The organism is Streptomyces sp. NPDC031111, from assembly GCF_055570675.1.
The window spans coordinates 208702-228972 of sequence record NZ_JBVIGS010000013.1; the positions used below are offsets into that span (position 1 = coordinate 208702).

Here is a 20271-nt window from a genome sequence, read left to right on the forward strand (position 1 = left end):
CCCTCCTGACCATGAACAGGAGGGCTCATGCCGCAGATCACCGTCGACTACTCCGAGCGGCTGGCGGACGGCTTCGACCGGCCCGCGTTCGCGCGGGACCTGCACACCGCCGTCGTGGAGATCGCGGCCGCCAAGCTACCGGCGTGCAAGACACGGTTCCGGCCCGTCGAGGACCTCGTGGTGGGCTCCGACAGCGAGGGGCACGTACTCGTCCATGTCGACATCGCGCTGCTGTTCGGCCGTACCGACCCCACCAAGACAGAGCTCACCAAGGCCGTACTGGAACTGCTGAGGAAGCATGTGAAGCCGGCCGAGGGCCTGGTGCTGCACGCCTCCGCCGAGGCGCGCGACCTCGAGGTCTCCTATCGGAAGTTCGAGGAGTAGCGGCGCTACGCAGCGGCCAGTGAGATCAGCCGGGTGGCGAGGTCGGTGAACGGCCCGTCGCCCGGCTCGTTCTTGAGCAGGCCGCGCAGCAGCGCCGCCAGGTCCTCGTCGCGGGCGGCGGCGACGGCGGCCAGCGCGGCGAAGTCCTGCACCAGCTGCGCCTCCAGCTCCTCGCGCGGCATCCGCCGCCCGTCGAGCCAGATCAGCGCCGTCGACTCGACGAGTGAGATCCAGGACCGCACGACCAGTTCCAGCCGCGCCGGCACCGGACCCACCACACCCATGTGCGACAGCATCTGGTCATACGCGGCCTGCCGTACGGAGTCGATCAGCGCGTTGGTGGCCGACGAGCCCACCGCCGGGCCGCCGCGCATCAGGGCGGCGAAACCGGGGCCGTGCTCGTCGACGAAGTCGAAGAACCGGGCCATCACCCGCCGCAGCCGGGACCCCAGCGGGCCCTCGTGCGGCTCCACGAACCGGGACGCCAGATCCTCCGCCGCCCGCCTCAACGCCGCTTCGTACAGGCTGAGTTTGCCGGGGAAGTAGTGATAGACCAGCGGGCGGGAGATGCCCGCCCGCGACGCTATCTCGTCGATGGAGACCTCGTCGGGGGAACGACGGCTGAACAGTTCGAGGGCCACGCCGATCAACTGCTGCCGACGCTCCTCGACTCCCATTCTGCGCCGCACCCCGGTAGTCATGCGAACACCTTACCGATCGTTTCCGGCCTTGAACGGTCCGGACCAGTCGGCGGTGTTCATCCGGGTCAGCGCAGTCCGTCGATCGACCGCCCGTCCTCGAGCGTCCCCTTGAGATCCGCCCGGGCGCCGTCCACCGCGCGGACGGTCAGCAGCGGGCCCCGTGCCGATCCCTTGACGCCGCCCGTCGCCCTGACGGACGCCGTGTCGCGACTGCCGGCGGCCAGCAGGTACCAGGTGCCCGCCCCGGACTTCCACAGCACCCCGGCGAGCACCCGGGGCTCGCGCTCCCCGCACGCCGGCACGTCCTCGGCCTTCGCCGCCACCGCCCCGGACCGCCCGCCCGGCGTGTGGAACTGCGCCAGCACCCGCGCGCCGCCACCCCGCCAGGTCTCGGCCCGCGTGCACACCCACGCCGCCTCCCCGCCCTCCTCGGGCAGCGGCTGCTCGGCGAACGCCCACGCGTTCACGCTCCGCACGCCCGCCGCGCGCAACGCGCCCAGCGAGCAGGCGTACGGCGCCCAGGTGCGCAGCGCCTCGGCACCGGAGGCCTCACGGACCGCGCCGGGACGCCCCGCGGTCAGCCGGGCCGGGACCAGCTCGCCGAGATCGGTCACCAGCCGGGTGCCGGTGCCGTCGGTCAGTTGCAGCACGTTCCACGAGGTGCACCGCCCCGGTCGCAGGGCGGAGCTGGCCAGCGGCGAGGTCAGCCCGTCGGTGAGGGTGAGGTCCATCGCGCCCGAGCCCGGCCTGCGCAGGTCCCGCTCACCCGCCTCCCGCACCCACGGCGCCAGCAGGTAGCGGACGTTGCCGTCGGCCCGGCTCACCACCACCGCGCCCGACCCGGCCCGCCCGGCGCCGTCGACTCGGGCGAAGTCGAGGACGGCGCCGTGTGCGCCCTCCGTCGGCTCGGCGTACCTGGCGAGGCGCAGACCGTCGTACAGCACCACCACGTGCGCGGTGTCGACCGTGCCCGCGTACAGCAGCTGGGGCGGTCCGGCGGGACCGCCGGAGGGTGTTCCGGGGGTCGCCGACACCTGGACGTTCTCCCCGGGCCGGGCCCATACGGCGAGGGCGCGGCGCAGCAGGGCCTTGTCGCCGGTGCGGTTGCCGCGGGCCGGCCAGACGGAGAAGTCGGTGCGCGCGGAGGTCTTCCAGGCGGTGGGGGAGACCCGGGTCAGCTTCCCCGGGTCCAGCGCGGCCTGCGCGGCCGGGTTGCGCGCGTACGGGGGCGCGGCGGCGCCGTCCGGGCCCCAGCCGTCGCCCGGCAGCCCGAGCAGCGTCCCGCACACCGCCAGTGCCGCCCCGGCGACCAGCGCGGCCTTCAGATGCCGGCGCCGGCGCAGCAGATCGGTGGGCCGGGCCTGGAGCGAGCAGGGATCGAACTCGGGGGAGCCGAGCAGCCGGTACGGGTCGGGGATCCGGTCGGCCTCCTCCAGCGCGGCGTCCACGTCGGTGACGCCCGCCGCCGCGAGGACCTGCCGTACGTCGCCGTCCGGGAGCCGTTCCAGACCGCGCAGGGCGTGCGCGGCGCGGGCCGGGCCGGACAGCGCGGACAGCCGCTGGTCCAGGGCGAACTCGTCGGCGCCGCCCGAGCGCGGGAACAGCCTCAGCCCCCACACCTGGGGGAGCAGCGGCGGCACCGTGGCCCGCCGCCCGCGCCGGTCCCCGCGCCTCAGCGCCGCACGCACCACCTGGAGGCGGACCAGCGCGTACCCCGCGTCGCCGTCACGTCCGGCCCGCTGGGCCGGGACCACCGGTGCCGGGGTGTCGTTCCGGGGCAGCGCCCGCTGGACCAGGGCGTGCGCGGTGAGCACCCGCCCGCTCCGGCCCGTTCCGGACGGCAGCACCAGATAGGCGAGCCGGACGAGCCGCGGATAGTGCTCGACGAGCGCGGCCTCGGCCTGCTCGACGTCCACGACCGGACCGGCTCCGGAGTCTCCGGAGGGCTGGGCGACATCCTGTGAATGCACGTTCAACTGAACGAGCGAACCGGCGGATGGTCACCGGCCCGCGGCGTCACTCGGGGGCGGGCTCGACGAGGAGACGCGCGTAGGCGGCCATCGACCGCTGGTAGCGCGGCAGATGAGGGGCGAGGGCGCCGAGGACCAGCGAAAGGCCCTCGCGGTCCCGCCCGACACTCGACAGACACAGGGCGAGGCAGGCCCGTACGGCGTCGTCCAACTCATCCGACTCCGCGACGAGTTCGGGAGTCAGCAGTCGCACGCCTTCCTCCGCCCGGCCGATGTTCCGCAGCGAGCTGGCCAGCTGGATCCTCGCACGTCGCGCCTTGTGGGCACTGACCTCCGCCAGACCGCCGTCGAGCGCCTGCCGGTAGAGAGGCACCGCCCGGTCCGAGTGGCCCGTGGAGTCCCAGGCGCAGGCCCGCTCGAACGGACCCAGCGGACTGTCCTCGGGCAGCTCGGCGACGAGCGCGTCGATCACGGCGCGGAAGGCCGGCGCGTCCTCTTCGGCGTAGTCCTCGAAGGTCGCCCAGGCGGCGGTCACACGGTCTTCCCAGTCGTTGTCCACCGGGTCACCCTCGCACGCGCGCACCCGGAATCGCACCGGGAATTGAGCGCTGGGGGCGTCGCGGCCGTATCGAAGGCCGAGGGCCCCGCGCCGGGGCTCCGTGCGGCGTGTCGCCGTCACGATGCCGCCGTCCAGACCGGAGGAACACATGAGGGTGACCCGACCGATGCTCGCGCTGACCGGAGCGGTGGCGGCCCTGGCGCTGACGGGCTGCGGATCAGGCGGCGGCGAGGAGGACCGGGTGCCGCCCACCGCGACCGGCAGCCTGGAGCACCTGGCCGCCGAGGCCCGGTGCGAGCCGAACATGCAGACCGACGCCGACACCATCCGCCAGGCCCTGTGCGAGAAGGGCGACGAGAAGTACGTCCTCGCCACCTTCGCCACCGACCGGGGCCAGCGCGAGTGGCTCAACACCGCCAAGGACTACGGCGGTTACTACCTGGTCGGCCGCAAGTGGGTCGCCGTCGGCGAGGAGAGGACCGTCACGGCGCTGCGGAGCACGCTCGGCGGGACCATGGAGGAGGGGTCCGAGCACATGAATCCCGGGGGCAGCCACAACAAGGGCGGTCACCACGGCTGACCGCGCGACCGGGGCGCAACGAGGAGGCCGGCGGTGGGAGTTCCCACCGCCGGCCTCCTCCCGCTACCGGGCCGGACTACTGGCAGTCCTGGCCGCTGTTGATGCAGTCGACCATCTCGTTCATCAGCTCCTCGTCGAAGAAGTTGATGAAGTCGTTGTGGTCGGTGATCGGCTTGTGGAGCTGCTCCGGGAAGGAGTCCACCGCGAACGGGTTCACCACCTGTCCGTTCTCGATCCGCGGGGCCGGGATGTTGTCGTAGACCAGGCGGACCTGGAGCTGGGGGATGGCCTGGAAGCCGTTCGAGCAGGTGCCGTCCGCCTCGACGAAGTCGACGTGGGTGCGGTGGTTGGCGCTGTCGATGTTCTGGCCGTCCCAGCAGCTCTGGAAGGCGGACGTCCGGACCACGCTGCTGCCCTCGGGGCAGATCGGGTACTTGTCCGTCACCTGCCGGTCCTCGAAGCCGGTGCAGCTCCAAGCGGTGTTGGCGTTGTTCAGGCCGTTGGTGAAGGCCTTCGCGTCACCGGTGATGATCCGCAGGGCCCTCGGCATCGCGACGACGTCGCTCGTCCGGTTGCCGACGAACTTCAGGTCCACCTCGGTGGGCGCGACGATCGTGCCGACGTTGCCGTCCTGACCGCCGCCCGGCTGGTCCTGGTCGATGTCCTGCGTACCGTCCTGGATCCGGAGGACCGGCCAGAAGTACGTCGACCTGTCGCCCTGGTTCTGGCAGGTCGTCTCCCCGTTGGCCAGGTCCTCGTCGCTCGCGAAGGCGGTGTTGGCCTGGTTGCCGACGTAGTCGTGCTGGTGCTGGGCACCGTTGCTGACGCCGGGGGCGACGATCACGTTGTCCGAGTTGCGCAGCTCGTTCTCGTTGGTGCCGCACTCGGTGGTGAAGCTGCCCGTCGAACCGCCGTCGCCGTTCGCGGCGAGACCGTTGGGCAGGTTGCGGGAGTTGGGCTGGACGTCCTCGATGTCGATGAAGTCGTCCGCCACGGGGCCGTTGCCGGCCTGGCCGCCGTTGCCCTGGTCCTGACCGTTGTCCTGACCGCCGTCACCCTGGTCCTGGCCGCCGCCGTCGTTCTGACCGCCGTCGCCCTGGTCCTGGTCGCCGTCGCCCTGGTCCTGACCGTCGCCGCCGCCGTCCGTCGGCTGTTCGACGGGAACACCCTGGCAGGGGGCGAACCGGCCGAGGTCGCGCGGCGCCTCGCCGCCCGCCCGGTCGATGTTGATGCCGATCCGGTCCAGGGTGGCCGTCCGCTTGGACTTCAGCGGCCCGAGAATGGCGTTGTCGACGTAGCTCTCGTCACCGGCCTGGGCCTGGCGCGTCTCCGCGAGACGCGTGTACGCGTCCGTGATCTGCCGGTCGAGCAACGCGAGTTCCCTCGCGACGCCCCTGCGGGCGTCCCGCGGCACCCGCGTCAGCTTCTGGCCGACGTCCGGGCAGTTGATCGTCGCGACCTGCGCGTTCCCCGATTTCGTCCGGTTGTGGTGTCCGTCCTCCTCGTGTGCCGAGGCATAGAAGTTGGCCCAGACCAGCCCGCCCCCACCGAGCGCCAGGGCCGCCGCCCCGGCTGTCACCTTGGTGGCCAGGGGCATACGGCGTTTTCTTGTGTTGCGTCCCATGGAACTCCTCTTGACCTTCCTTACGGGGGCATCCCTTTGCGGGGCATCGAGCGGCCCGACAGGAGTGAAGCGGCTCCCTTGAGTACGGGAACCGCTTCACGGGTGTTCACCCGTCCCGGAAATCGAAGAGAAGTCAGTACGACCACTCAGGTTTCAACAGCCCCTGGAACACCGGGAGTTGTTGATCACCCACCCGGTGTGAGGGGGCGGGTCCGGTTTCACCGGCCGTGGTCGAGATACGCGAGAACCGCCAGCACGCGCCGGTTGTCGTCGTCCGAGACCTCCAGCCCCAGTTTGGCGAAGATGTTCGCGGTGTGCTTCGCGATCGCCCGTTCCGTCACCACCAGCCGGGCCGCGATCGCCGCGTTGGTCCGCCCCTGCGCCATCAGCTCCAGCACCTCCAGCTCCCGGGGCGTCAGCCGCGCCAGCGGCCGGTCGTTCCCCGACTGCCGCGCCAGCAACTGCTGGATCACCTGCGGATCCATCGCCGTACCTCCCGCCGCCACCCGTCGCACCGCGTCCACGAACTGCTCCGCGTCGAACACCCGGTCCTTCAGCAGATAGCCCACCCCGCCGCTGCCGTCCGCCAGCAGCTCCCGCGCGTACAGCTGCTCCACGTGCTGCGAGAGCACCAGCACCGGCAGCCCCGGCCGCCTGCGACGGGCCTCCAGCGCGCACTGGAGACCCTCGTCGGTGTGCGTGGGCGGCAGCCGTACGTCGACGACCGCGACGTCGGGTTCCCGCTCGGCCAGCGCCCGGGCCAGCTCGGGCCCGGACTCCACGGCCGCCGCGATCTCGAAGTCATGGGCCTCGAGGAGCCGGACGAGCCCGTCGCGCAGCAGGAACAGGTCTTCGGCTAGGACAACGCGCAAGGGATCTCCATGGTGACCATGGTGGGACCGCCCGCGGGGCTGCTGACGGCCAGGACGCCGTCGAATGTACCGAGTCGCCGCTCCACCCCGGTGAGTCCCGAGCCGGCGCCGATCACCGCGCCGCCCCGCCCGTTGTCGGTGACCGTCACCCGCAGACACCCCTCGGCGTGGTGCAGGTCGACCCAGATCCGGTCCGCGCCCGAGTGCTTCACCGCGTTGGTGAGCACCTCGCTCACCGCGAAGTACGCGGCCGACTCCACCGGCGCCTCCGCCCGTCCGGGCAGCTCCACCTCCACCTCGGTGGCCACCGGCAGCCGCAGCGCCAGCGCCCGCACCGCGTCACCCAGCCCGCGCTCGGCCAGCACCGGCGGATGGATGCCCCGCACCAGCTCCCGCAGCTCGGTCAGCGCCTCGGCGGAGGACTGCCGGGCCTGCGCCAGCAGCTTACGCGCCTTCCCCGGGTCCTTCTCGATCAGCGCCTCGATCGTCCCCAGGTCCATGCCCATGGCGACCAGCCGCGCCTGCGCCCCGTCGTGCAGGTCCCGCTCGATGCGCCGCAGCTCGGCGGCGGAGGTGTCCACGGCGTCCCGGCGGGTCTCGGTCAGCACCCGCACCCGCTCGGTCAGCTCGCCCTGGTGGGAGCCGAGGACGGCCCGCGTGAGCAGGAAGTGGACGCGCAGCAGGCGCACGGAGAAGAAGTGGGCGAAGAACAGCAGCACGAGGGCGAGGGCCCCGGCGCCGAGCGCGGACGCCTGGCCGGAGACCCGCACGAAGCCGTACCAGTACCCGTCGGGCATCACCCGCCACAGGCCGGCCGCCAGCGCGAGCCCCTCCAGCGGGTAGACCAGCAGCGCGAAGGGCAGCAGCGCGGTGACGAAGCCCGCGGTCATGTCGACCGGCAGCCACCGCAGATCCCGCCACGTCGCCGGGTCGCCCAGCATCCCGAACGTCCGCCCCCACGGGTTGGCGTCCCGCGGAATCGGCCGGTACGACGGCGGGATCCGCACCCCGCCCCACTCGGCGGCCAGCACCCGCCGCCAGTTCGCGAACGTCCGCACCCCCGTCAGCACGTACGGGGTGGTGACGATGCCGATCCCGATCGGGATCAGCCCGATGGACACGACGGAGAGCACGAAGCACAGCACCGCCCCGGGCAGCGACACCAGGGTGAGTGCCAGCCCTCGTACCGCGGCGAGCCAGATGCCCCGCCCCCTGGCCCGCGTGTCGCCGTTCTTCGTATCGGTGGTCATGGCCACAGTCTGGCCGAGCGGGACGGACGGGGCACTGGGCCGGGGCCCCGTCTCCGGGGGTGGTGCTGGGTACACCCTCAGGCCGTTCCCAGCACCTTCGCCTCCACCTCCGGATCGAGCCCCTTGGCCGTCCGGTCCGGGCGCTGGGGCGCCGTGCCGCCGATCTCCCGCAGCCAGGTCCAGGTGTCGGCCACGGTCTCGGCGACCGGGCGGCAGCGCAGTCCCGTCGCGACCGCCCGGGAGACGTCCGCCGAGTGCAGCGCGTCGTGCAGATCGCTGCCCGGCGGAACCCACACCGGCAGCTGCGTCCACGGCTCGATGCCCGCCTCCAGGACCACCTCCGGGGCGGTCCACCGCAGCTCGGCCGCGCCCCCGGTCACGGCGACGCACGCCTCCAGCAGCTCGCCCATCGTCGTGTGCCCCGGCGGCGAGATCAGGTTGTAGGGCCCGCTCAGCTCCTGCTCGGCGGCCCCGAGGATCCACTCCGCGAGGTCACGGACGTCGGCGTACTGGAGCGGCAGATCACGCGGGCCCGGGGCGAGAACCGGGCCCCCGCGCGCCACCCGGGTCAGCCACCAGGGCAACCGGCCCACGTTCTCGTACGGGCCGAGGAGCAGCCCCGCCCGCACCAGCACCGACCGGTCCGCGCCGAAGGCGTCCACGGCGGCCAGCTCACCGCCTCGCTTGTCCCGCGCGTAGTCCGTGAGGTCCGCGTCGGCGGAGGCGCCCTCCACCACGGGAGCCTCCTCGGTGTAACCGGCGGGCGGCGCCCACTCGTAGACCGAGCAGCTCGACACGTACACGTACCGCCCGGCGCGGCCCCGCAGCAGCCGCGCCGAGTCCCGCACCGCGCGCGGGGCGGACGACCAGGTGTCGACGACGACGTCCCACTCCCCGGGGTCCTCGTCGAGCGCGGCCAGACCGTCGAGCGCGGTGCGGTCGCCCAGCAGCGTCCGTACCCCCTTAGGAGCCTCGTGCCGGCCCCGGTGGAAGACGGTCACCTCCCAGCCGCGGCCGAGGGCCGCCTCGACGACGGCCCGGCCCGCGAACTCCGTACCACCCAGCATCAGAAGTCTCATACCGGTGACTCTGCCCTGCCGGGCGGCGCGGGGGAACGGGAATCTGCTGTCGGCAGACCGGCCGGTGCGCGCTCAGCGCCCGGACGGCGGCACGTACTTGTAGCCGACGCGGCGCACCGTGCGGATCGTGTCGCGGTGCCCGGTGCCCAGCTTGCGGCGCAGCCGGGCGATGTGGACGTCGACGGTGCGGCCGTCGCCGACATGGCCGTAGCCCCACACCGTGCCGACCAGCTGATCCCGGGTGTGCACCCGGTTCGGGTGCGCCACGAGATGGGCGAGCAGCTCGAACTCCAGGTAGGTGAGGTCGAGTTGCCGCCCGTCCACCGTGGCGGTGCGCTGCCCGGTGTCGACCCGGATCAGCGGGTCGTCCTCGGGGAGCGCGGCCGGCTGCGGTGCCGCGGCGGGGAACGGCGGCTGCTGGTCGGCGGGGACCAGCACCAGGTAGCCGACCATCGGGGGCCGGCCGGGCAGGACGGGCAGGGCGTGCTGCGGGGCGGGCAGCCAGGTGGCGCCGGGCGGCAGCAGATCCGCGACCGTCACCACCTCGTCCCGGTCGACGGCACGCAGCCGGGGAGGGGCGGAAGGGGCGGAAGGGGCGGGGGATGCGGAGAACAGGGAACGGGTGGTCGCCATGAGACGTCAGCTCTTTCGCGCGAAGGGTTCGTCGAGGACGTACGCGGTGCGCGGGCGGCCGGAGGCCGGGAGAGATCCGGGCTTCAGCGGGCCGGCGCGGTCGTCGCGCGACAACACACCCGGTCGAAGTCGTGGTGCTGACGGGAGGGCCAGAACGGCTCGAGGTCACGGCGACCCGTCGCGTCGAACTTCCGGAAGCTGGCCATGAGTCCATTGAAGCAGACGACGCGAGGGGCGCCCACCACATCGGTGGGCGCCCCTCGCGTCGAGTGCGGTGCGGATCAGACCTGGCCGGCCTTCTCCAGCGCGGTGCAGCACGTGTCGACCAGCAGACGGGTCACCACGTACGGGTCGACGTTGGCGTTCGGACGGCGGTCCTCGATGTAGCCCTTGCCGTCCTTCTCGACCTGCCACGGGATACGGACCGAGGCGCCGCGGTTCGAGACGCCGTAGGAGTACTCGTTCCACGGGGCGGTCTCGTGCAGACCGGTGAGGCGGTCGTCGATGCCGGCGCCGTAGTTCTTCACGTGGTCCAGCGGCTTGGAGCCCTCACCGAGCGACTCGCACGCGGTGATGATCGCGTCGTAGCCCTCGCGCATCGCCTTGGTGGAGAAGTTGGTGTGCGCGCCCGCGCCGTTCCAGTCGCCCTTGACCGGCTTGGGGTCGAGGGTGGCGGAGACCTCGAAGTCCTCGGCGGTGCGGTAGAGCAGCCAGCGGGCCACCCACAGCTGGTCGGAGACCTCCAGCGGGGCCAGCGGGCCGACCTGGAACTCCCACTGGCCCGGCATGACCTCGGCGTTGATGCCGGAGATGCCCAGACCCGCCTTCAGGCAGTTCTCCAGGTGCGCCTCGACGACGTCACGGCCGAAGATCTCGTCCGAGCCGACACCGCAGTAGTAGCCGCCCTGCGCGGCCGGGAAGCCGCCCTCGGGGAAGCCGAGCGGGCGGGCGCCCTTGAAGAAGGTGTACTCCTGCTCGATGCCGAAGATCGGCTCCTGGGCGGCGAACTTCTCCGCGACCTCGGCCAGCGCGGCCCGGGTGTTGCTCGGGTGCGGCGTCATGTCCGTGTTCAGGACCTCGCACAGCACCAGGACGTCGTCGCCGCCGCGGATCGGGTCGGGACAGACGAAGACCGGCTTGAGCACGCAGTCGGAGGCGTGGCCCTCGGCCTGGTTGGTGGAGGAACCGTCGAAGCCCCAGATCGGCAGGTCCGCGCCCTTGGCGTCGTCGGCCAGGATCTTCGTCTTGGAACGCAGCTTGGCGGTCGGCTCGGTGCCGTCGATCCAGATGTACTCGGCCTTGAAGCTCACGGTCCACATCCTTCGGGGTGGGTCTGGCGCTTGTGCGGGTGCTGCGGCGCTGCGGCACTGGGGCGCCGCCGTCGATGCCACGCAGCCTGTCAACAGGCGATTTCCCGGCCATTGCCCGAATGTGAACCCCGTGTTACCTGACACCTCCGTGACCCGCCCCGCCGTGTGAGTACGCGCGCGGAGGGGCGGCCTGTATGCGATGGGACGGGCCCGCCGCCCCCGGAGGAGGAGCGGCGGGCCCTGGGAATCCCGACGAACCCGTGCCTCACCCCACCTTCTCGATCACCGCTCGGCGGATCAGGAACTTGCCGGCCTCCCGGACCTGCTCGAAGGCCGCGTTGTTGAGCAGCACACAGCTGCCCGACACCGAGGTGACCTCCACCGTCGTGGACTTGTTGTTGTCCAGGTTGGTGACCTTCAGCTTCGTACCGGCCGGGAACTGGTTGCTGGACGCGGCCGGGGCGCCGCCCTCACCGGAGAGGGTGACGGTGGAGCCGTTGCACACCTGCTCACCGGAGGCGGCGGCGCCCTCGCCGCCGGCCTGGCCGGCCTGTTCGTCCTCGGCGGGCTGCGACGGGGCGGGCTGCTCCGGCTGCGCGGCCTGGGAGTCCTGAGCCGACTCCCCCACCGTGCACCCGGACGCCTCCTGCTGGCGCTGGATCTGGGCGATGACCGCCTCGCGGTTGGCGATCCGCGCCTCGGACTGCGCGTCCGGGTTGGCCCGCTGGCCCTCGATGAAGCGTTCGTTGTTGCCGAGCGCGGTGGCGAGCCCCTGGCAGACCGTCGAGTCCGCCGCGGACTTGGTGGTGGCCGCGGGCGGGGTGGCGTTCGACGTCGTCGCCATGACGACGGCGCCGCCTCCCGCCACCGTTGCGGCGCTCAGCAGCAGCGCGAGCTTCTTCTTCGGACCGAGAGTTCTCCTGCGCGACATCCGCGCCTCCTGAAGAGGTAGGGGAGCGTACGCCGCTATGTACGAGATACCGAACGGAGTTACTCATCGGTCGGGTCAAGTCGCCGAAGTGGCCTGCGTCACAGGCGGGTTCAACGGGAGAGGGCGTCCCGTACGGCCTCCTCCGTGCGGCCCACGACCGCCGTCCCGTCGTCCGCCGTGATGATCGGCCGCTGGATCAGCCTGGGATGCGAGGCGAGGGCCGCGATCCAGCGGTCGCGCGTACCGGCGTCCCGCGCCCACTCCTTGAGCCCCAGCTCCGTCGCGACGGCCTCCTGCGTCCGGGTGATGTCCCACGGCTCCAGGTCCAGCCGCTCCAGCACCGCCCGGATCTCGTCCTCGCTCGGCACGTCCTCCAGATACCGGCGGACGGTGTACTCGGCCCCCTCGGCGTCGAGCAGGCTGATGGCGCTACGGCACTTGGAACAGGCCGGATTGATCCAGATCTCCATGTCGCACACGGTACGCCGCCGCCTCGCTGTTCGAATTTCTCGCCCCCTCGCGCGTGTCTCCCGGGGCTGCTGTGACACCACGACAAAACCCGTGTCCACCAGCGGATTTATGGCCTCTGGCAGGTCTGCTCGTTGTCAGTGGCGGGCAGTAGAATGGAAGCAGTGTTCGAGAGTGGGGCCGAGGTCGTCGGGGATCTCGGCGGACCGCTCCGACCGCGACAGGAGGATGCCCGTGCCCGCTGCCGCACTGAAGCCGAAGCCCCTGCCCACCCAGTCCACCGCGAAGCGTCCCGTGCTGCTCGAAATGCCGTGCGCCCCGGTGGAGAAGCGCCCGCTGCCGGCGGGCCGCCCGCGCGAGTGGTACGTCACGCACAACCGCCGGCTCAAGGCGATGCGGCTCGCCATCGCCCTGCTCGATTCCGGCGTCTACCTGCCCAACCAGGCCCGCAACGAGACGATCCGGAGCACGGCGGAGCTGATCGGCGTGCACCCGCCGTCGGACACCACCTGCCACATGGTGCGCGCGTTCATGCGCTACAACCGCTGAGACCCGGCCGGGAGGCGGGGCTGCCTCAACCGGGCAGCCCCGCCTCCCACTTGCGCCGCTTCAGGACGTAGTCGCTGAACAGACGCCCGGCCCGGTCCAGCAGTTCACCGACCTCCGGGTCCCCACGCGGTGTGTCCGCCCCCGGATGCCACCGCTGCACCGACTGCCCGGCCCAGGCTCGGAGCTTGTCGTCCCGGTCGTCCAGGAGGGCGACCCCGGCCCGCAGCGCCACGATCCCGCCACGCGCGTCGAGCAGCCGGAACACGGCGACCCGCACATGCCGGGCCCGCTCGGCGCCGAGGCGCGCCATCAGCGGGGCGTCGGGCAGCTGCCCGGCGGAAGGGAGCAGCGCGGTGGCCGCCTCCCGCACCACACCGGGTGCCGGGTCGTCGAGCAGCGGCAGCAGCCGTGCCGTGTCGGTCGCGTCCAGCGTGCGCAGCCCGGCCACCGCCCGCGCCCGTACCCTCGGTTCCGGGTGGGCGAGCAGCGGCCGCAGCAGGGCGGCGTCCGCCCGCTCCCCGCACTCCGCGAGCCCGATCACCGCACCGGGCGGCACCGCGGGGCCTGCGCACCGCTCCCGGTACCAGGGCAGCGGATCCGTACCGTGCTGCCGTACGACGTACCGCGCACAGGCCCGTACGACCGCGGACCGGTCGGCGAGGAACCCCACCGCCCGGTCGGGACGCCCGGCCCGCCGCAGCGCGGTGACCCCGGCCGCCCGCGCCCGCGGACTACGGGCGTCCAGCAGCGGCTCCAGTACGTCGTCCCAGTCGCCCTCGCCCGTCACGGCGGCAAGGGCGGCGTCGGCGCACAGGGTCTGGACGACCGCGTCGTCGTCCCAGGAGGCGCGGCGCGCCAGCTCGCCGGGGGAGAGCAGCCCCACCTCGACGGCCGACCGGAGAGCGAACCGGCGTACGGCGCGGTCGGTGTGGGTGTGCAGCGGCAGCAGCCGCTCACGCGGCGCCCGGCGCAGCACACCGTCCAGCAGCCCGACCCCGAAGGCGCCCCGCTCACGCCCGCCGACCCGCAGGATCACCGGCGCCAGGCGGACCGCCGTCCCCATGTCGAGCACCTCGCCCAGCAACCGCCGGGCCCGCTCACGCACGGGCGCCGCCCAGTCACCCGCCCGCACGACCAGCAGCGGCAGCAGCACGGGATGCCCGGCGATCCCGTCCAGCGCGGCCTCACGCACCCGCCCGTCCGGATGGCACATCGCGAGCGCGAGCCGGGCCTCCGCGTCGATGGCGGGGAGAACGTGAGCCGGCAGTGGCGCCCGCCGGTACTGGAGCATCTGCCGCACCCCGACGTCGAACGCGGTCCAGGCACCGGGATCACCGGTGTCCAGGGCCTCCGCCAGGGGCACGCCCCGCGCGACCCGGACCGCCGCCGTCCCACCGCTCCTGAAGTCGTCGTCCATGCCCGCCCCACCCCGCCGACCTGCCGTTCCGGGTGATCGTAGGGGCCGGGCGGCGGCCCGTCGCGGGAATTAGTACGGGCGGAAGTTGATGTAGCCGAGCAGCACGATCACCGCGACGACGCAGCCGAGCACCACGGCCGTCGACACCCACGACGAGCGGCCGGCCGACCCCCGGTGCTCCGGTTCACCGCGGAACGGGACCGGTCCGGGCGGGTTGTCCTTCCAGCGGGCGGCGAGCATCCGGGCCCGGGCCGACGGCTCCTTGTGCTCGGCGCCGTCCGCCCACTTGATGTCGAACTCCCGCTCCTCGTCGTCCCTCTCGGACATCCCCGTGACCTCTCTCGAACAACAGTGTCAGACCAAGGATCCCTCGCCGGACGTGGAGAGGGAAGGATTCCGGACACACGACGGCGCCCCCGCCCCCGGACGAACCGGGGACGGGGGCGCCGTGGGCCGATCACACGTCGAAGTAGAGCTCGAACTCGTGCGGGTGCGGGCGGAGCTGGAGCGGGGCGATCTCGTTCGCGCGCTTGAAGTCGATCCACGTCTCGATCAGGTCCGGCGTGAAGACGTCGCCCTGGAGGAGGAACTCGTGGTCGGACTCGAGGCGGTCGAGGACGGCGCCGAGGGAGGTCGGGACCTGGGCCACGTTGGCGTGCTCCTCGGGAGCCAGCTCGTAGAGGTCCTTGTCGATCGGCTCGGCCGGCTCGATCTTGTTCTTGATGCCGTCCAGACCGGCGAGGAGCAGCGCCGAGAACGCCAGGTACGGGTTGCCGGAGGCGTCCGGGGCGCGGAACTCGACGCGCTTGGCCTTCGGGTTCGAACCGGTGATCGGGATACGCATCGCGGCGGAGCGGTTGCGCTGCGAGTACACCAGGTTCACCGGGGCCTCGAAGCCCGGCACCAGACGGTGGTACGAGTTCACCGTCGGGTTGGTGAAGGCCAGCAGTGACGGGGCGTGCTTGAGGATGCCGCCGATGTAGTAGCGGGCCAGGTCCGACAGGCCGGCGTAGCCCTGCTCGTCGTAGAACAGCGGCTCGCCGCCCGCCCACAGGGACTGGTGGACGTGCATGCCCGAGCCGTTGTCACCGAAGATCGGCTTCGGCATGAAGGTCGCGGTCTTGCCGTTGCGCCAGGCCACGTTCTTCACGATGTACTTGAAGAGCTGGAGGTCGTCGGCGGCGGCGAGCAGCGTGTTGAACTTGTAGTTGATCTCCGCCTGGCCGGCGGTGCCCACCTCGTGGTGCTGGCGCTCGACCTTCAGGCCGGCCCGGTCCAGCTCCAGGGAGATCTCGGCGCGCAGGTCGGCGAAGTGGTCGACCGGCGGGACCGGGAAGTAGCCGCCCTTGTAACGGACCTTGTAACCGCGGTTGTCCTCCAGCGCGCCGGTGTTCCAGGCGCCCGCCTCGGAGTCGATGTGGTAGAAGGACTCGTTCTCGGACGTCTTGAAGCGGACGCTGTCGAAGACGTAGAACTCGGCCTCGGGGCCGAAGAACGCGGTGTCGGCGATGCCGGTGGAGGCGAGGTAGGCCTCGGCCTTCTTGGCCACGTTGCGCGGGTCGCGGGAGTACTGCTCGCCCGTGATCGGGTCGTGGATGAAGAAGTTGACGTTCAGCGTCTTGTCGCGGCGGAACGGGTCGACACGGGCGGTGGAGAGGTCCGCGCGCAGGGCCATGTCGGACTCGTGAATGGCCTGGAAACCACGGATCGAGGATCCGTCGAAGGCCAGCTCCTCGTCCGGGTCGAACGCGTCGACAGGCACCGTGAAGTGCTGCATCACACCCGGGAGGTCGCAGAACCGGACGTCGATGAACTTGACGTCCTCGTCCGCGATGAACTTCTTGGCCTCGTCGGCGTTCTGGAACATCCAGCTCCTCCTACTCCCGACCGTCCCGCCGGGGTGGTAGATCGTTCGTGCGGCCAGTGCGGGTGGCACACGCTGCACTCGACCCTAGGGACGGGTCATTTCTCGGGCGTGACCCATTTGTTTCGCACAAGTTAACCGGCCCATCTCCCACGGTAGCCCCGACGCACCCCGCCGTCCCCCGGTCATATACGGGCGCAGTACCGTGGACGGGTGGACAACAGGCAAGCAATCGGATCATGGCTCTCCGGGCCCCGCGCGGCCCTGGAGGACGCCGGTGCCGAGTTCGGTTACCGGGGTGAGCAACTGGGGCTGCCGGAGGACGGACCGGGCTCGATCGCACGCCCCGGCCGCAGGCTCGGCGCCCTCGCCGTGGACTGGGGCCTGTGCGTCCTGATCGCATACGGTCTGATCACCGACGGCTACGACGGACAGACGACCAGCAACTGGGCGCTGCTCGTGTTCCTCGCACTGAGCGTCCTCACCGTCGGCACGGTCGGCTTCACCCCCGGCAAGCGTCTCTTCGGTCTGCGGGTGGTCGCCCTCGACACCGGCCGGGTCCAGCCGCTGCGCGGGCTGCTGCGCTCCGCCCTGCTGTGTCTCGCCGTGCCCGCGCTGATCTGGGACCGCGACGGCCGCGGACTGCACGACCGGCTGGCCCGCACGGTCGAGGTGCGCGTCTGACGGCCGCCTCCCACGTGATACGACGACGGGGGCGCCGGAAGTGATTCCGGCGCCCCCGTCGTCGTAGGAGGAGGAGATGGGTCAGCGGCCCCTCGGGTTGCCGCCCTTCGGCAGTCTCATGCCCTTGGGCATCGGGCCCTTCGGCAGCGGCATGTTGCTCATCAGGTCGCCCAGGGCGCGCAGCCGGTCGTTGGTCGCGGTGACCTGGGGGCCGGTGAGCACGCGGGGCAGCTTGAGCATCGTCGTGCGCAGCTTCTTCAGCTCGACCTGGCCCTCGCCGGTGCCCACGATCAGGTCGTGCACCGGGACGTCCGCGACGATGCGGTTCATCTTCTTCTTCTCGGCGGCCAGCAGGCTCTTCACCCGGTTCGGGTTGCCCTCGGCGACCAGCACGATGCCGGCCTTGCCGACCGCGCGGTGCACCACGTCCTGGCTGCGGTTCATCGCCACCGCGGGGGTCGTCGTCCAGCCCCGGCCGATGTTGTCGAGCACGGCCGCGGCGGCGCCCGGCTGTCCCTCCATCTGGCCGAAGGCCGCCCGCTCGGCCCGGCGCCCGAACACGATCGCCGTCGCGAGGAAGGCGAGCAGGAGGCCCAGGATGCCGAGATAGATGGGGTGCCCGATCAAGAAACCGATCGCGAGGAAGACACCGAAGGTGACGATTCCGACAGCCGCGAGTACAAGACCGATCTTCTTGTCGGCCCTGCGGGTCATCTTGTAGGTCAGGGCGATCTGCTTCAGTCGCCCGGGGTTCGCAGCGTCCGCTGCGGTTTCCTTCCTCGCCATGCCATGAAGTCTACGTGTCCCCGCCGGGGGCGGACGGTCAGGGGCGGTTCGTCAGGGAAGGGGTGGTCGTGCGGTCGAGGACGCGCTGTGCCTCGACCCGGTCCTTGGCGCGACGGCGGTCCTCCAGCACCGACGTCCAGGCGTTGCGCCGGGCGGTGCGCTGGCCGCCGCTCATCAGCAGCGACTCGACGGCGCGCAGGGCGGTGGTGAAGGACGGGATGGCGGTGGCGCGGACGGGCGCGGCCTGCATGGTGGAGGTCTCCCTCGGAGCGGTCGGGCAGTGGTGTACGTGCTGTGATTCCAGACTCACTGACTGGTGTTACCAGGGCGTGACCGACCGGTCAAACAGGCATGAAGCCTGGTGGGAGGGGACCGGAACGCCGACGCGGTCCCGACCGGTGCCCTCATCTGCGAGGACGGTCGGGACCGCGTCGTCTCGGCCATTACTGGCGGGTAACGCCTTGTGCGTGAATTCACACGCGCTCGTCCTCAAACCCCGGACGGGCTGGGTGTCAGCTCCTCCGGCGTTTGAGGAGCGGGGGTCAGACGGCCTGCGAGGCCACGTACGCGCCCCGCTTCTCGATCGCCATCCGGTAGAGCCGGCCGGCGCGGTACGAGGAGCGGACCAGCGGGCCGGACATCACGCCGGAGAAGCCGATCTGCTCGGCCTCCTCCTTCAGCTCCACGAACTCCTGCGGCTTCACCCAGCGCTCCACGGGGTGGTGGCGCACGGAGGGACGCAGGTACTGCGTGATGGTGACCAGCTCGCAGCCGGCGTCGTGCAGCTGCTTCAGCGCGTCGCTGACCTCCTCGCGGGTCTCGCCCATGCCGAGGATCAGGTTCGACTTGGTGACCAGGCCGTAGTCGCGGGCCTCGGTGATGACCTTCAGGGAGCGGTCGTAGCGGAAGCCGGGGCGGATCCGCTTGAAGATCCGGGGCACGGTCTCGACGTTGTGCGCGAAGACCTCGGGGCGCGAGGAGAAGACCTCCTCCAGCTGCTCCGGGATCGCGTTGAAGTCCGGGGCGAGCAGCTCGACCTTGGTGCGGCCGTCCGCGCGCTCCGCCGTCTGTGCGTGGATCTGGCGCACGGTCTCGGCGTACAGCCAGGCGCCGCCGTCCTCCAGGTCGTCGCGGGCGACACCGGTGATCGTGGCGTAGTTCAGGTCCATCGTGACGACCGACTCGCCCACGCGGCGCGGCTCGTCGCGGTCCAGGGCCTCGGGCTTGCCGGTGTCGATCTGGCAGAAGTCGCAGCGCCGGGTGCACTGGTCGCCGCCGATGAGGAAGGTCGCCTCCCGGTCCTCCCAGCACTCGTAGATGTTCGGACAGCCGGCTTCCTGGCAGACCGTGTGCAGCCCCTCGCTCTTGACGAGGTTCTGCATCTTGGAGTATTCGGGGCCCATTTTCGCCCGGGTCTTGATCCACTCGGGCTTGCGCTCGATGGGGGTCTGGCTGTTGCGGACCTCCAGGCGCAGCATCTTGCGTCCGTCGGGTGCGACTGCGGACACGACCGGCTCCCTAGCGATTGATTCTTCGGCGCCCTCAAGCGTACGCCCGTTGATTTGAATGCCCGGCGAGGGTGTCGGCCTGCTGAGGGAAGCCGCCCCCGGTCCTCGCTCGGCCTGATCGATCAAACCTGACCGGCCGAGACGTTCAACGCCGGACGGACTGCTTTTATGCCGGTGTCTTCTCGATCACGCGCGGCTTGAGCTCAGCGTTCTCCAGGATGTCCCGGAGGTGGCGTTCCGCGACGGGGAGCACCTCGGCGATCGTGATGTCGCGGCCCAGCTCGTTCGCCAGGGAGGCGACGCCCGCGTCCCGGATGCCACACGGGATGATCTTGTCGAACCACTTGTTGTCGGGGTTCACGTTCAGCGCGAAGCCGTGCATCGTGACGCCCTTGGCCACGCGGATGCCGATCGCGGCGATCTTGCGGTCCTCGCGGCGCTGGCCGGCGTTGGAGGGCGCGTACTCCGGGCCGTTCAGGCGGGGGTCGAACTCGTCGTCGTGCAGCCGGGGGTCGAAGTCCAGGGAGAGGCCGCCGAGCGCGGGGCGCCGCTCGACCGGGTCGCCGAGGACCCACACCCCGCTGCGGCCCTCGACCCGGGTGGTCTCCAGGCCGAACTCCGCGCAGGTGCGGATCAGCGCCTCCTCCAGGCGCCGGACGTGCGCGACCACGTCCACCGGGCGGGGCAGCTTCTGGATCGGGTAGCCCACCAGCTGGCCGGGGCCGTGCCAGGTGATCTTGCCGCCGCGGTCCACGTCGATGACCGGGGTGCCGTCGAGGGGGCGCTCGCTGTCCGCGGTGCGCCGGCCGGCCGTGTAGACCGGGGGGTGCTCCAGGAGGATGACGGTGTCGGGCACCTCGTCGGCGAACCGGGCCGCGTGCACCCGGCGCTGCTCGTCCCAGGCCAGCTGGTAGTCCACGGCCTCGGCCCCGAAGCCCATCCGCACGAACCGCAACTCACTCACGGCAAGCGCCTCCCTAGAAGGTCGTCAGGCACGAAACGCGCCCACGCCACTGTACGACCGTTCGACCGGGGGCCGATCGGGGGCCGTGTGGCCGGTGTGGTCGTGGATGCCGCCCGGCCCGTACGTCAGCATCCGGGC

At 71.7% G+C, this 20271-nt stretch carries 23 protein-coding genes; 4 read left to right on the top strand and 19 right to left on the bottom strand.

The window, feature by feature from the left end:
* The first annotated feature begins 27 nt into the window (after positions 1 to 27).
* The gene (locus ACZ470_RS26190) at positions 28 to 384 is read left to right on the top strand and encodes a 5-carboxymethyl-2-hydroxymuconate Delta-isomerase (RefSeq protein WP_468430986.1); all 357 of its coding nucleotides are present in this window, start codon (positions 28 to 30) and stop codon (positions 382 to 384) included.
* 5 nt (positions 385 to 389) lie between these two features.
* Here ACZ470_RS26190 and ACZ470_RS26195 read toward each other — a convergent pair whose 3' ends face one another.
* The 3 genes from ACZ470_RS26195 to ACZ470_RS26205 all read right to left on the bottom strand — a co-directional run bounded on the left by ACZ470_RS26195 (position 390) and on the right by ACZ470_RS26205 (position 3614).
* Positions 390 to 1085, bottom strand: coding sequence for a TetR/AcrR family transcriptional regulator (locus ACZ470_RS26195; protein WP_468430988.1), 696 nt, complete (start codon positions 1083 to 1085; stop codon positions 390 to 392).
* Positions 1086 to 1150: 65 nt separating this feature from the next.
* On the bottom strand, positions 1151 to 3055 hold the full coding sequence (locus ACZ470_RS26200; RefSeq protein ID WP_468431045.1) for a hypothetical protein: 1905 nt from the start codon (positions 3053 to 3055) through the stop codon (positions 1151 to 1153).
* 46 nt (positions 3056 to 3101) lie between these two features.
* Positions 3102 to 3614 carry a tetratricopeptide repeat protein gene (locus ACZ470_RS26205; RefSeq protein ID WP_468430990.1) on the bottom strand — a complete coding sequence of 171 codons (513 nt, stop codon included), beginning with the start codon at positions 3612 to 3614 and terminating at the stop codon, positions 3102 to 3104.
* A gap of 148 nt (positions 3615 to 3762) precedes the next feature.
* Here ACZ470_RS26205 and ACZ470_RS26210 point away from each other — a divergent pair, with 148 nt between their 5' ends.
* Positions 3763 to 4194, top strand: coding sequence for a hypothetical protein (locus ACZ470_RS26210; RefSeq protein ID WP_468430992.1), 432 nt, complete (start codon positions 3763 to 3765; stop codon positions 4192 to 4194).
* 76 nt (positions 4195 to 4270) lie between these two features.
* On the opposite strand, the gene ACZ470_RS26215 is transcribed toward ACZ470_RS26210, so the two are convergent.
* The 9 genes from ACZ470_RS26215 to ACZ470_RS26255 form a co-directional block, all read right to left on the bottom strand.
* Positions 4271 to 5818, bottom strand: coding sequence for a DUF1996 domain-containing protein (locus ACZ470_RS26215; RefSeq protein WP_468430993.1), 1548 nt, complete (start codon positions 5816 to 5818; stop codon positions 4271 to 4273).
* 218 nt (positions 5819 to 6036) lie between these two features.
* Positions 6037 to 6690, bottom strand: a complete 654-nt coding sequence (locus ACZ470_RS26220; RefSeq protein WP_468430995.1) for a response regulator — start codon at positions 6688 to 6690, stop codon at positions 6037 to 6039.
* Positions 6675 to 7940: a sensor histidine kinase gene (locus ACZ470_RS26225; RefSeq protein ID WP_468430997.1), complete on the bottom strand. Its 1266-nt coding sequence runs from the start codon at positions 7938 to 7940 to the stop codon at positions 6675 to 6677. Before ACZ470_RS26225 ends, ACZ470_RS26220 begins: the two co-directional genes overlap by 16 nt.
* A gap of 77 nt (positions 7941 to 8017) precedes the next feature.
* Positions 8018 to 9019, bottom strand: a complete 1002-nt coding sequence (locus ACZ470_RS26230) for an NAD-dependent epimerase/dehydratase family protein (protein WP_468430998.1) — start codon at positions 9017 to 9019, stop codon at positions 8018 to 8020.
* Positions 9020 to 9091: 72 nt separating this feature from the next.
* A complete protein-coding gene (locus ACZ470_RS26235) occupies positions 9092 to 9652 on the bottom strand; it encodes a winged helix-turn-helix domain-containing protein (protein WP_468431000.1) in 561 nt (186 codons plus the stop codon).
* Between the two features lie 83 nt (positions 9653 to 9735).
* The gene (locus ACZ470_RS26240) at positions 9736 to 9858 is read right to left on the bottom strand and encodes a hypothetical protein (RefSeq protein WP_468431002.1); all 123 of its coding nucleotides are present in this window, start codon (positions 9856 to 9858) and stop codon (positions 9736 to 9738) included.
* Between the two features lie 75 nt (positions 9859 to 9933).
* A complete protein-coding gene (gene glnII, locus ACZ470_RS26245) occupies positions 9934 to 10962 on the bottom strand; it encodes a glutamine synthetase (protein ID WP_468431004.1) in 1029 nt (342 codons plus the stop codon).
* Between the two features lie 265 nt (positions 10963 to 11227).
* Positions 11228 to 11893: an RlpA-like double-psi beta-barrel domain-containing protein gene (locus tag ACZ470_RS26250; RefSeq protein ID WP_468431005.1), complete on the bottom strand. Its 666-nt coding sequence runs from the start codon at positions 11891 to 11893 to the stop codon at positions 11228 to 11230.
* Between the two features lie 110 nt (positions 11894 to 12003).
* Entirely contained in the window at positions 12004 to 12363 is a 360-nt protein-coding gene (locus tag ACZ470_RS26255) for an arsenate reductase family protein (protein WP_468431007.1), read from the bottom strand.
* 232 nt (positions 12364 to 12595) lie between these two features.
* Between ACZ470_RS26255 and ACZ470_RS26260 the strand changes: the two genes are divergently transcribed.
* On the top strand, positions 12596 to 12910 hold the full coding sequence (locus ACZ470_RS26260) for a hypothetical protein (protein ID WP_468431009.1): 315 nt from the start codon (positions 12596 to 12598) through the stop codon (positions 12908 to 12910).
* 25 nt (positions 12911 to 12935) lie between these two features.
* On the opposite strand, the gene ACZ470_RS26265 is transcribed toward ACZ470_RS26260, so the two are convergent.
* The 3 genes from ACZ470_RS26265 to glnA all read right to left on the bottom strand — a co-directional run bounded on the left by ACZ470_RS26265 (position 12936) and on the right by glnA (position 16194).
* Entirely contained in the window at positions 12936 to 14327 is a 1392-nt protein-coding gene (locus tag ACZ470_RS26265) for a HEAT repeat domain-containing protein (protein ID WP_468431011.1), read from the bottom strand.
* 69 nt (positions 14328 to 14396) lie between these two features.
* Positions 14397 to 14654, bottom strand: coding sequence for an SCO2583/SCO2584 N-terminal domain-containing protein (locus ACZ470_RS26270; RefSeq protein WP_190162157.1), 258 nt, complete (start codon positions 14652 to 14654; stop codon positions 14397 to 14399).
* Positions 14655 to 14784: 130 nt separating this feature from the next.
* Entirely contained in the window at positions 14785 to 16194 is a 1410-nt protein-coding gene (gene glnA / locus ACZ470_RS26275; protein WP_468431013.1) for a type I glutamate--ammonia ligase, read from the bottom strand.
* Positions 16195 to 16404: 210 nt separating this feature from the next.
* Here glnA and ACZ470_RS26280 point away from each other — a divergent pair, with 210 nt between their 5' ends.
* A complete protein-coding gene (locus tag ACZ470_RS26280) occupies positions 16405 to 16875 on the top strand; it encodes an RDD family protein (RefSeq protein ID WP_468431015.1) in 471 nt (156 codons plus the stop codon).
* Between the two features lie 81 nt (positions 16876 to 16956).
* Here ACZ470_RS26280 and ACZ470_RS26285 read toward each other — a convergent pair whose 3' ends face one another.
* From ACZ470_RS26285 to lipB, 4 genes are all read right to left on the bottom strand, one after another.
* Positions 16957 to 17661, bottom strand: a complete 705-nt coding sequence (locus ACZ470_RS26285; RefSeq protein WP_468431017.1) for a DUF4191 domain-containing protein — start codon at positions 17659 to 17661, stop codon at positions 16957 to 16959.
* A gap of 37 nt (positions 17662 to 17698) precedes the next feature.
* Positions 17699 to 17911, bottom strand: coding sequence for an SCO2195 family GlnR-regulated protein (locus ACZ470_RS26290; protein ID WP_468431018.1), 213 nt, complete (start codon positions 17909 to 17911; stop codon positions 17699 to 17701).
* Between the two features lie 292 nt (positions 17912 to 18203).
* Complete coding sequence (lipA, locus tag ACZ470_RS26295) at positions 18204 to 19169, bottom strand: lipoyl synthase (RefSeq protein WP_451837018.1); 966 nt, start codon at positions 19167 to 19169, stop codon at positions 18204 to 18206.
* Positions 19170 to 19335: 166 nt separating this feature from the next.
* The gene (gene lipB / locus ACZ470_RS26300) at positions 19336 to 20133 is read right to left on the bottom strand and encodes a lipoyl(octanoyl) transferase LipB (protein WP_468431020.1); all 798 of its coding nucleotides are present in this window, start codon (positions 20131 to 20133) and stop codon (positions 19336 to 19338) included.
* Positions 20134 to 20271: the final 138 nt, after the last annotated feature.

Coding starts and splice junctions, on each gene's coding strand:
- ACZ470_RS26190 (WP_468430986.1), top strand. CDS start 28: ATGCCGCAGATCACCGTCGACTACTCCGAGCGGCTGGCGGACGGCTTC.
- ACZ470_RS26195 (WP_468430988.1), bottom strand. CDS start 1,085: ATGACTACCGGGGTGCGGCGCAGAATGGGAGTCGAGGAGCGTCGGCAG.
- ACZ470_RS26210 (WP_468430992.1), top strand. CDS start 3,763: ATGAGGGTGACCCGACCGATGCTCGCGCTGACCGGAGCGGTGGCGGCC.
- ACZ470_RS26215 (WP_468430993.1), bottom strand. CDS start 5,818: ATGGGACGCAACACAAGAAAACGCCGTATGCCCCTGGCCACCAAGGTG.
- ACZ470_RS26225 (WP_468430997.1), bottom strand. CDS start 7,940: ATGACCACCGATACGAAGAACGGCGACACGCGGGCCAGGGGGCGGGGC.
- ACZ470_RS26230 (WP_468430998.1), bottom strand. CDS start 9,019: ATGAGACTTCTGATGCTGGGTGGTACGGAGTTCGCGGGCCGGGCCGTC.
- ACZ470_RS26235 (WP_468431000.1), bottom strand. CDS start 9,652: ATGGCGACCACCCGTTCCCTGTTCTCCGCATCCCCCGCCCCTTCCGCC.
- ACZ470_RS26240 (WP_468431002.1), bottom strand. CDS start 9,858: ATGGCCAGCTTCCGGAAGTTCGACGCGACGGGTCGCCGTGACCTCGAG.
- ACZ470_RS26250 (WP_468431005.1), bottom strand. CDS start 11,893: ATGTCGCGCAGGAGAACTCTCGGTCCGAAGAAGAAGCTCGCGCTGCTG.
- ACZ470_RS26255 (WP_468431007.1), bottom strand. CDS start 12,363: ATGGAGATCTGGATCAATCCGGCCTGTTCCAAGTGCCGTAGCGCCATC.
- ACZ470_RS26265 (WP_468431011.1), bottom strand. CDS start 14,327: ATGGACGACGACTTCAGGAGCGGTGGGACGGCGGCGGTCCGGGTCGCG.
- ACZ470_RS26270 (WP_190162157.1), bottom strand. CDS start 14,654: ATGTCCGAGAGGGACGACGAGGAGCGGGAGTTCGACATCAAGTGGGCG.
- glnA (WP_468431013.1), bottom strand. CDS start 16,194: ATGTTCCAGAACGCCGACGAGGCCAAGAAGTTCATCGCGGACGAGGAC.
- ACZ470_RS26285 (WP_468431017.1), bottom strand. CDS start 17,661: ATGGCGAGGAAGGAAACCGCAGCGGACGCTGCGAACCCCGGGCGACTG.
- ACZ470_RS26290 (WP_468431018.1), bottom strand. CDS start 17,911: ATGCAGGCCGCGCCCGTCCGCGCCACCGCCATCCCGTCCTTCACCACC.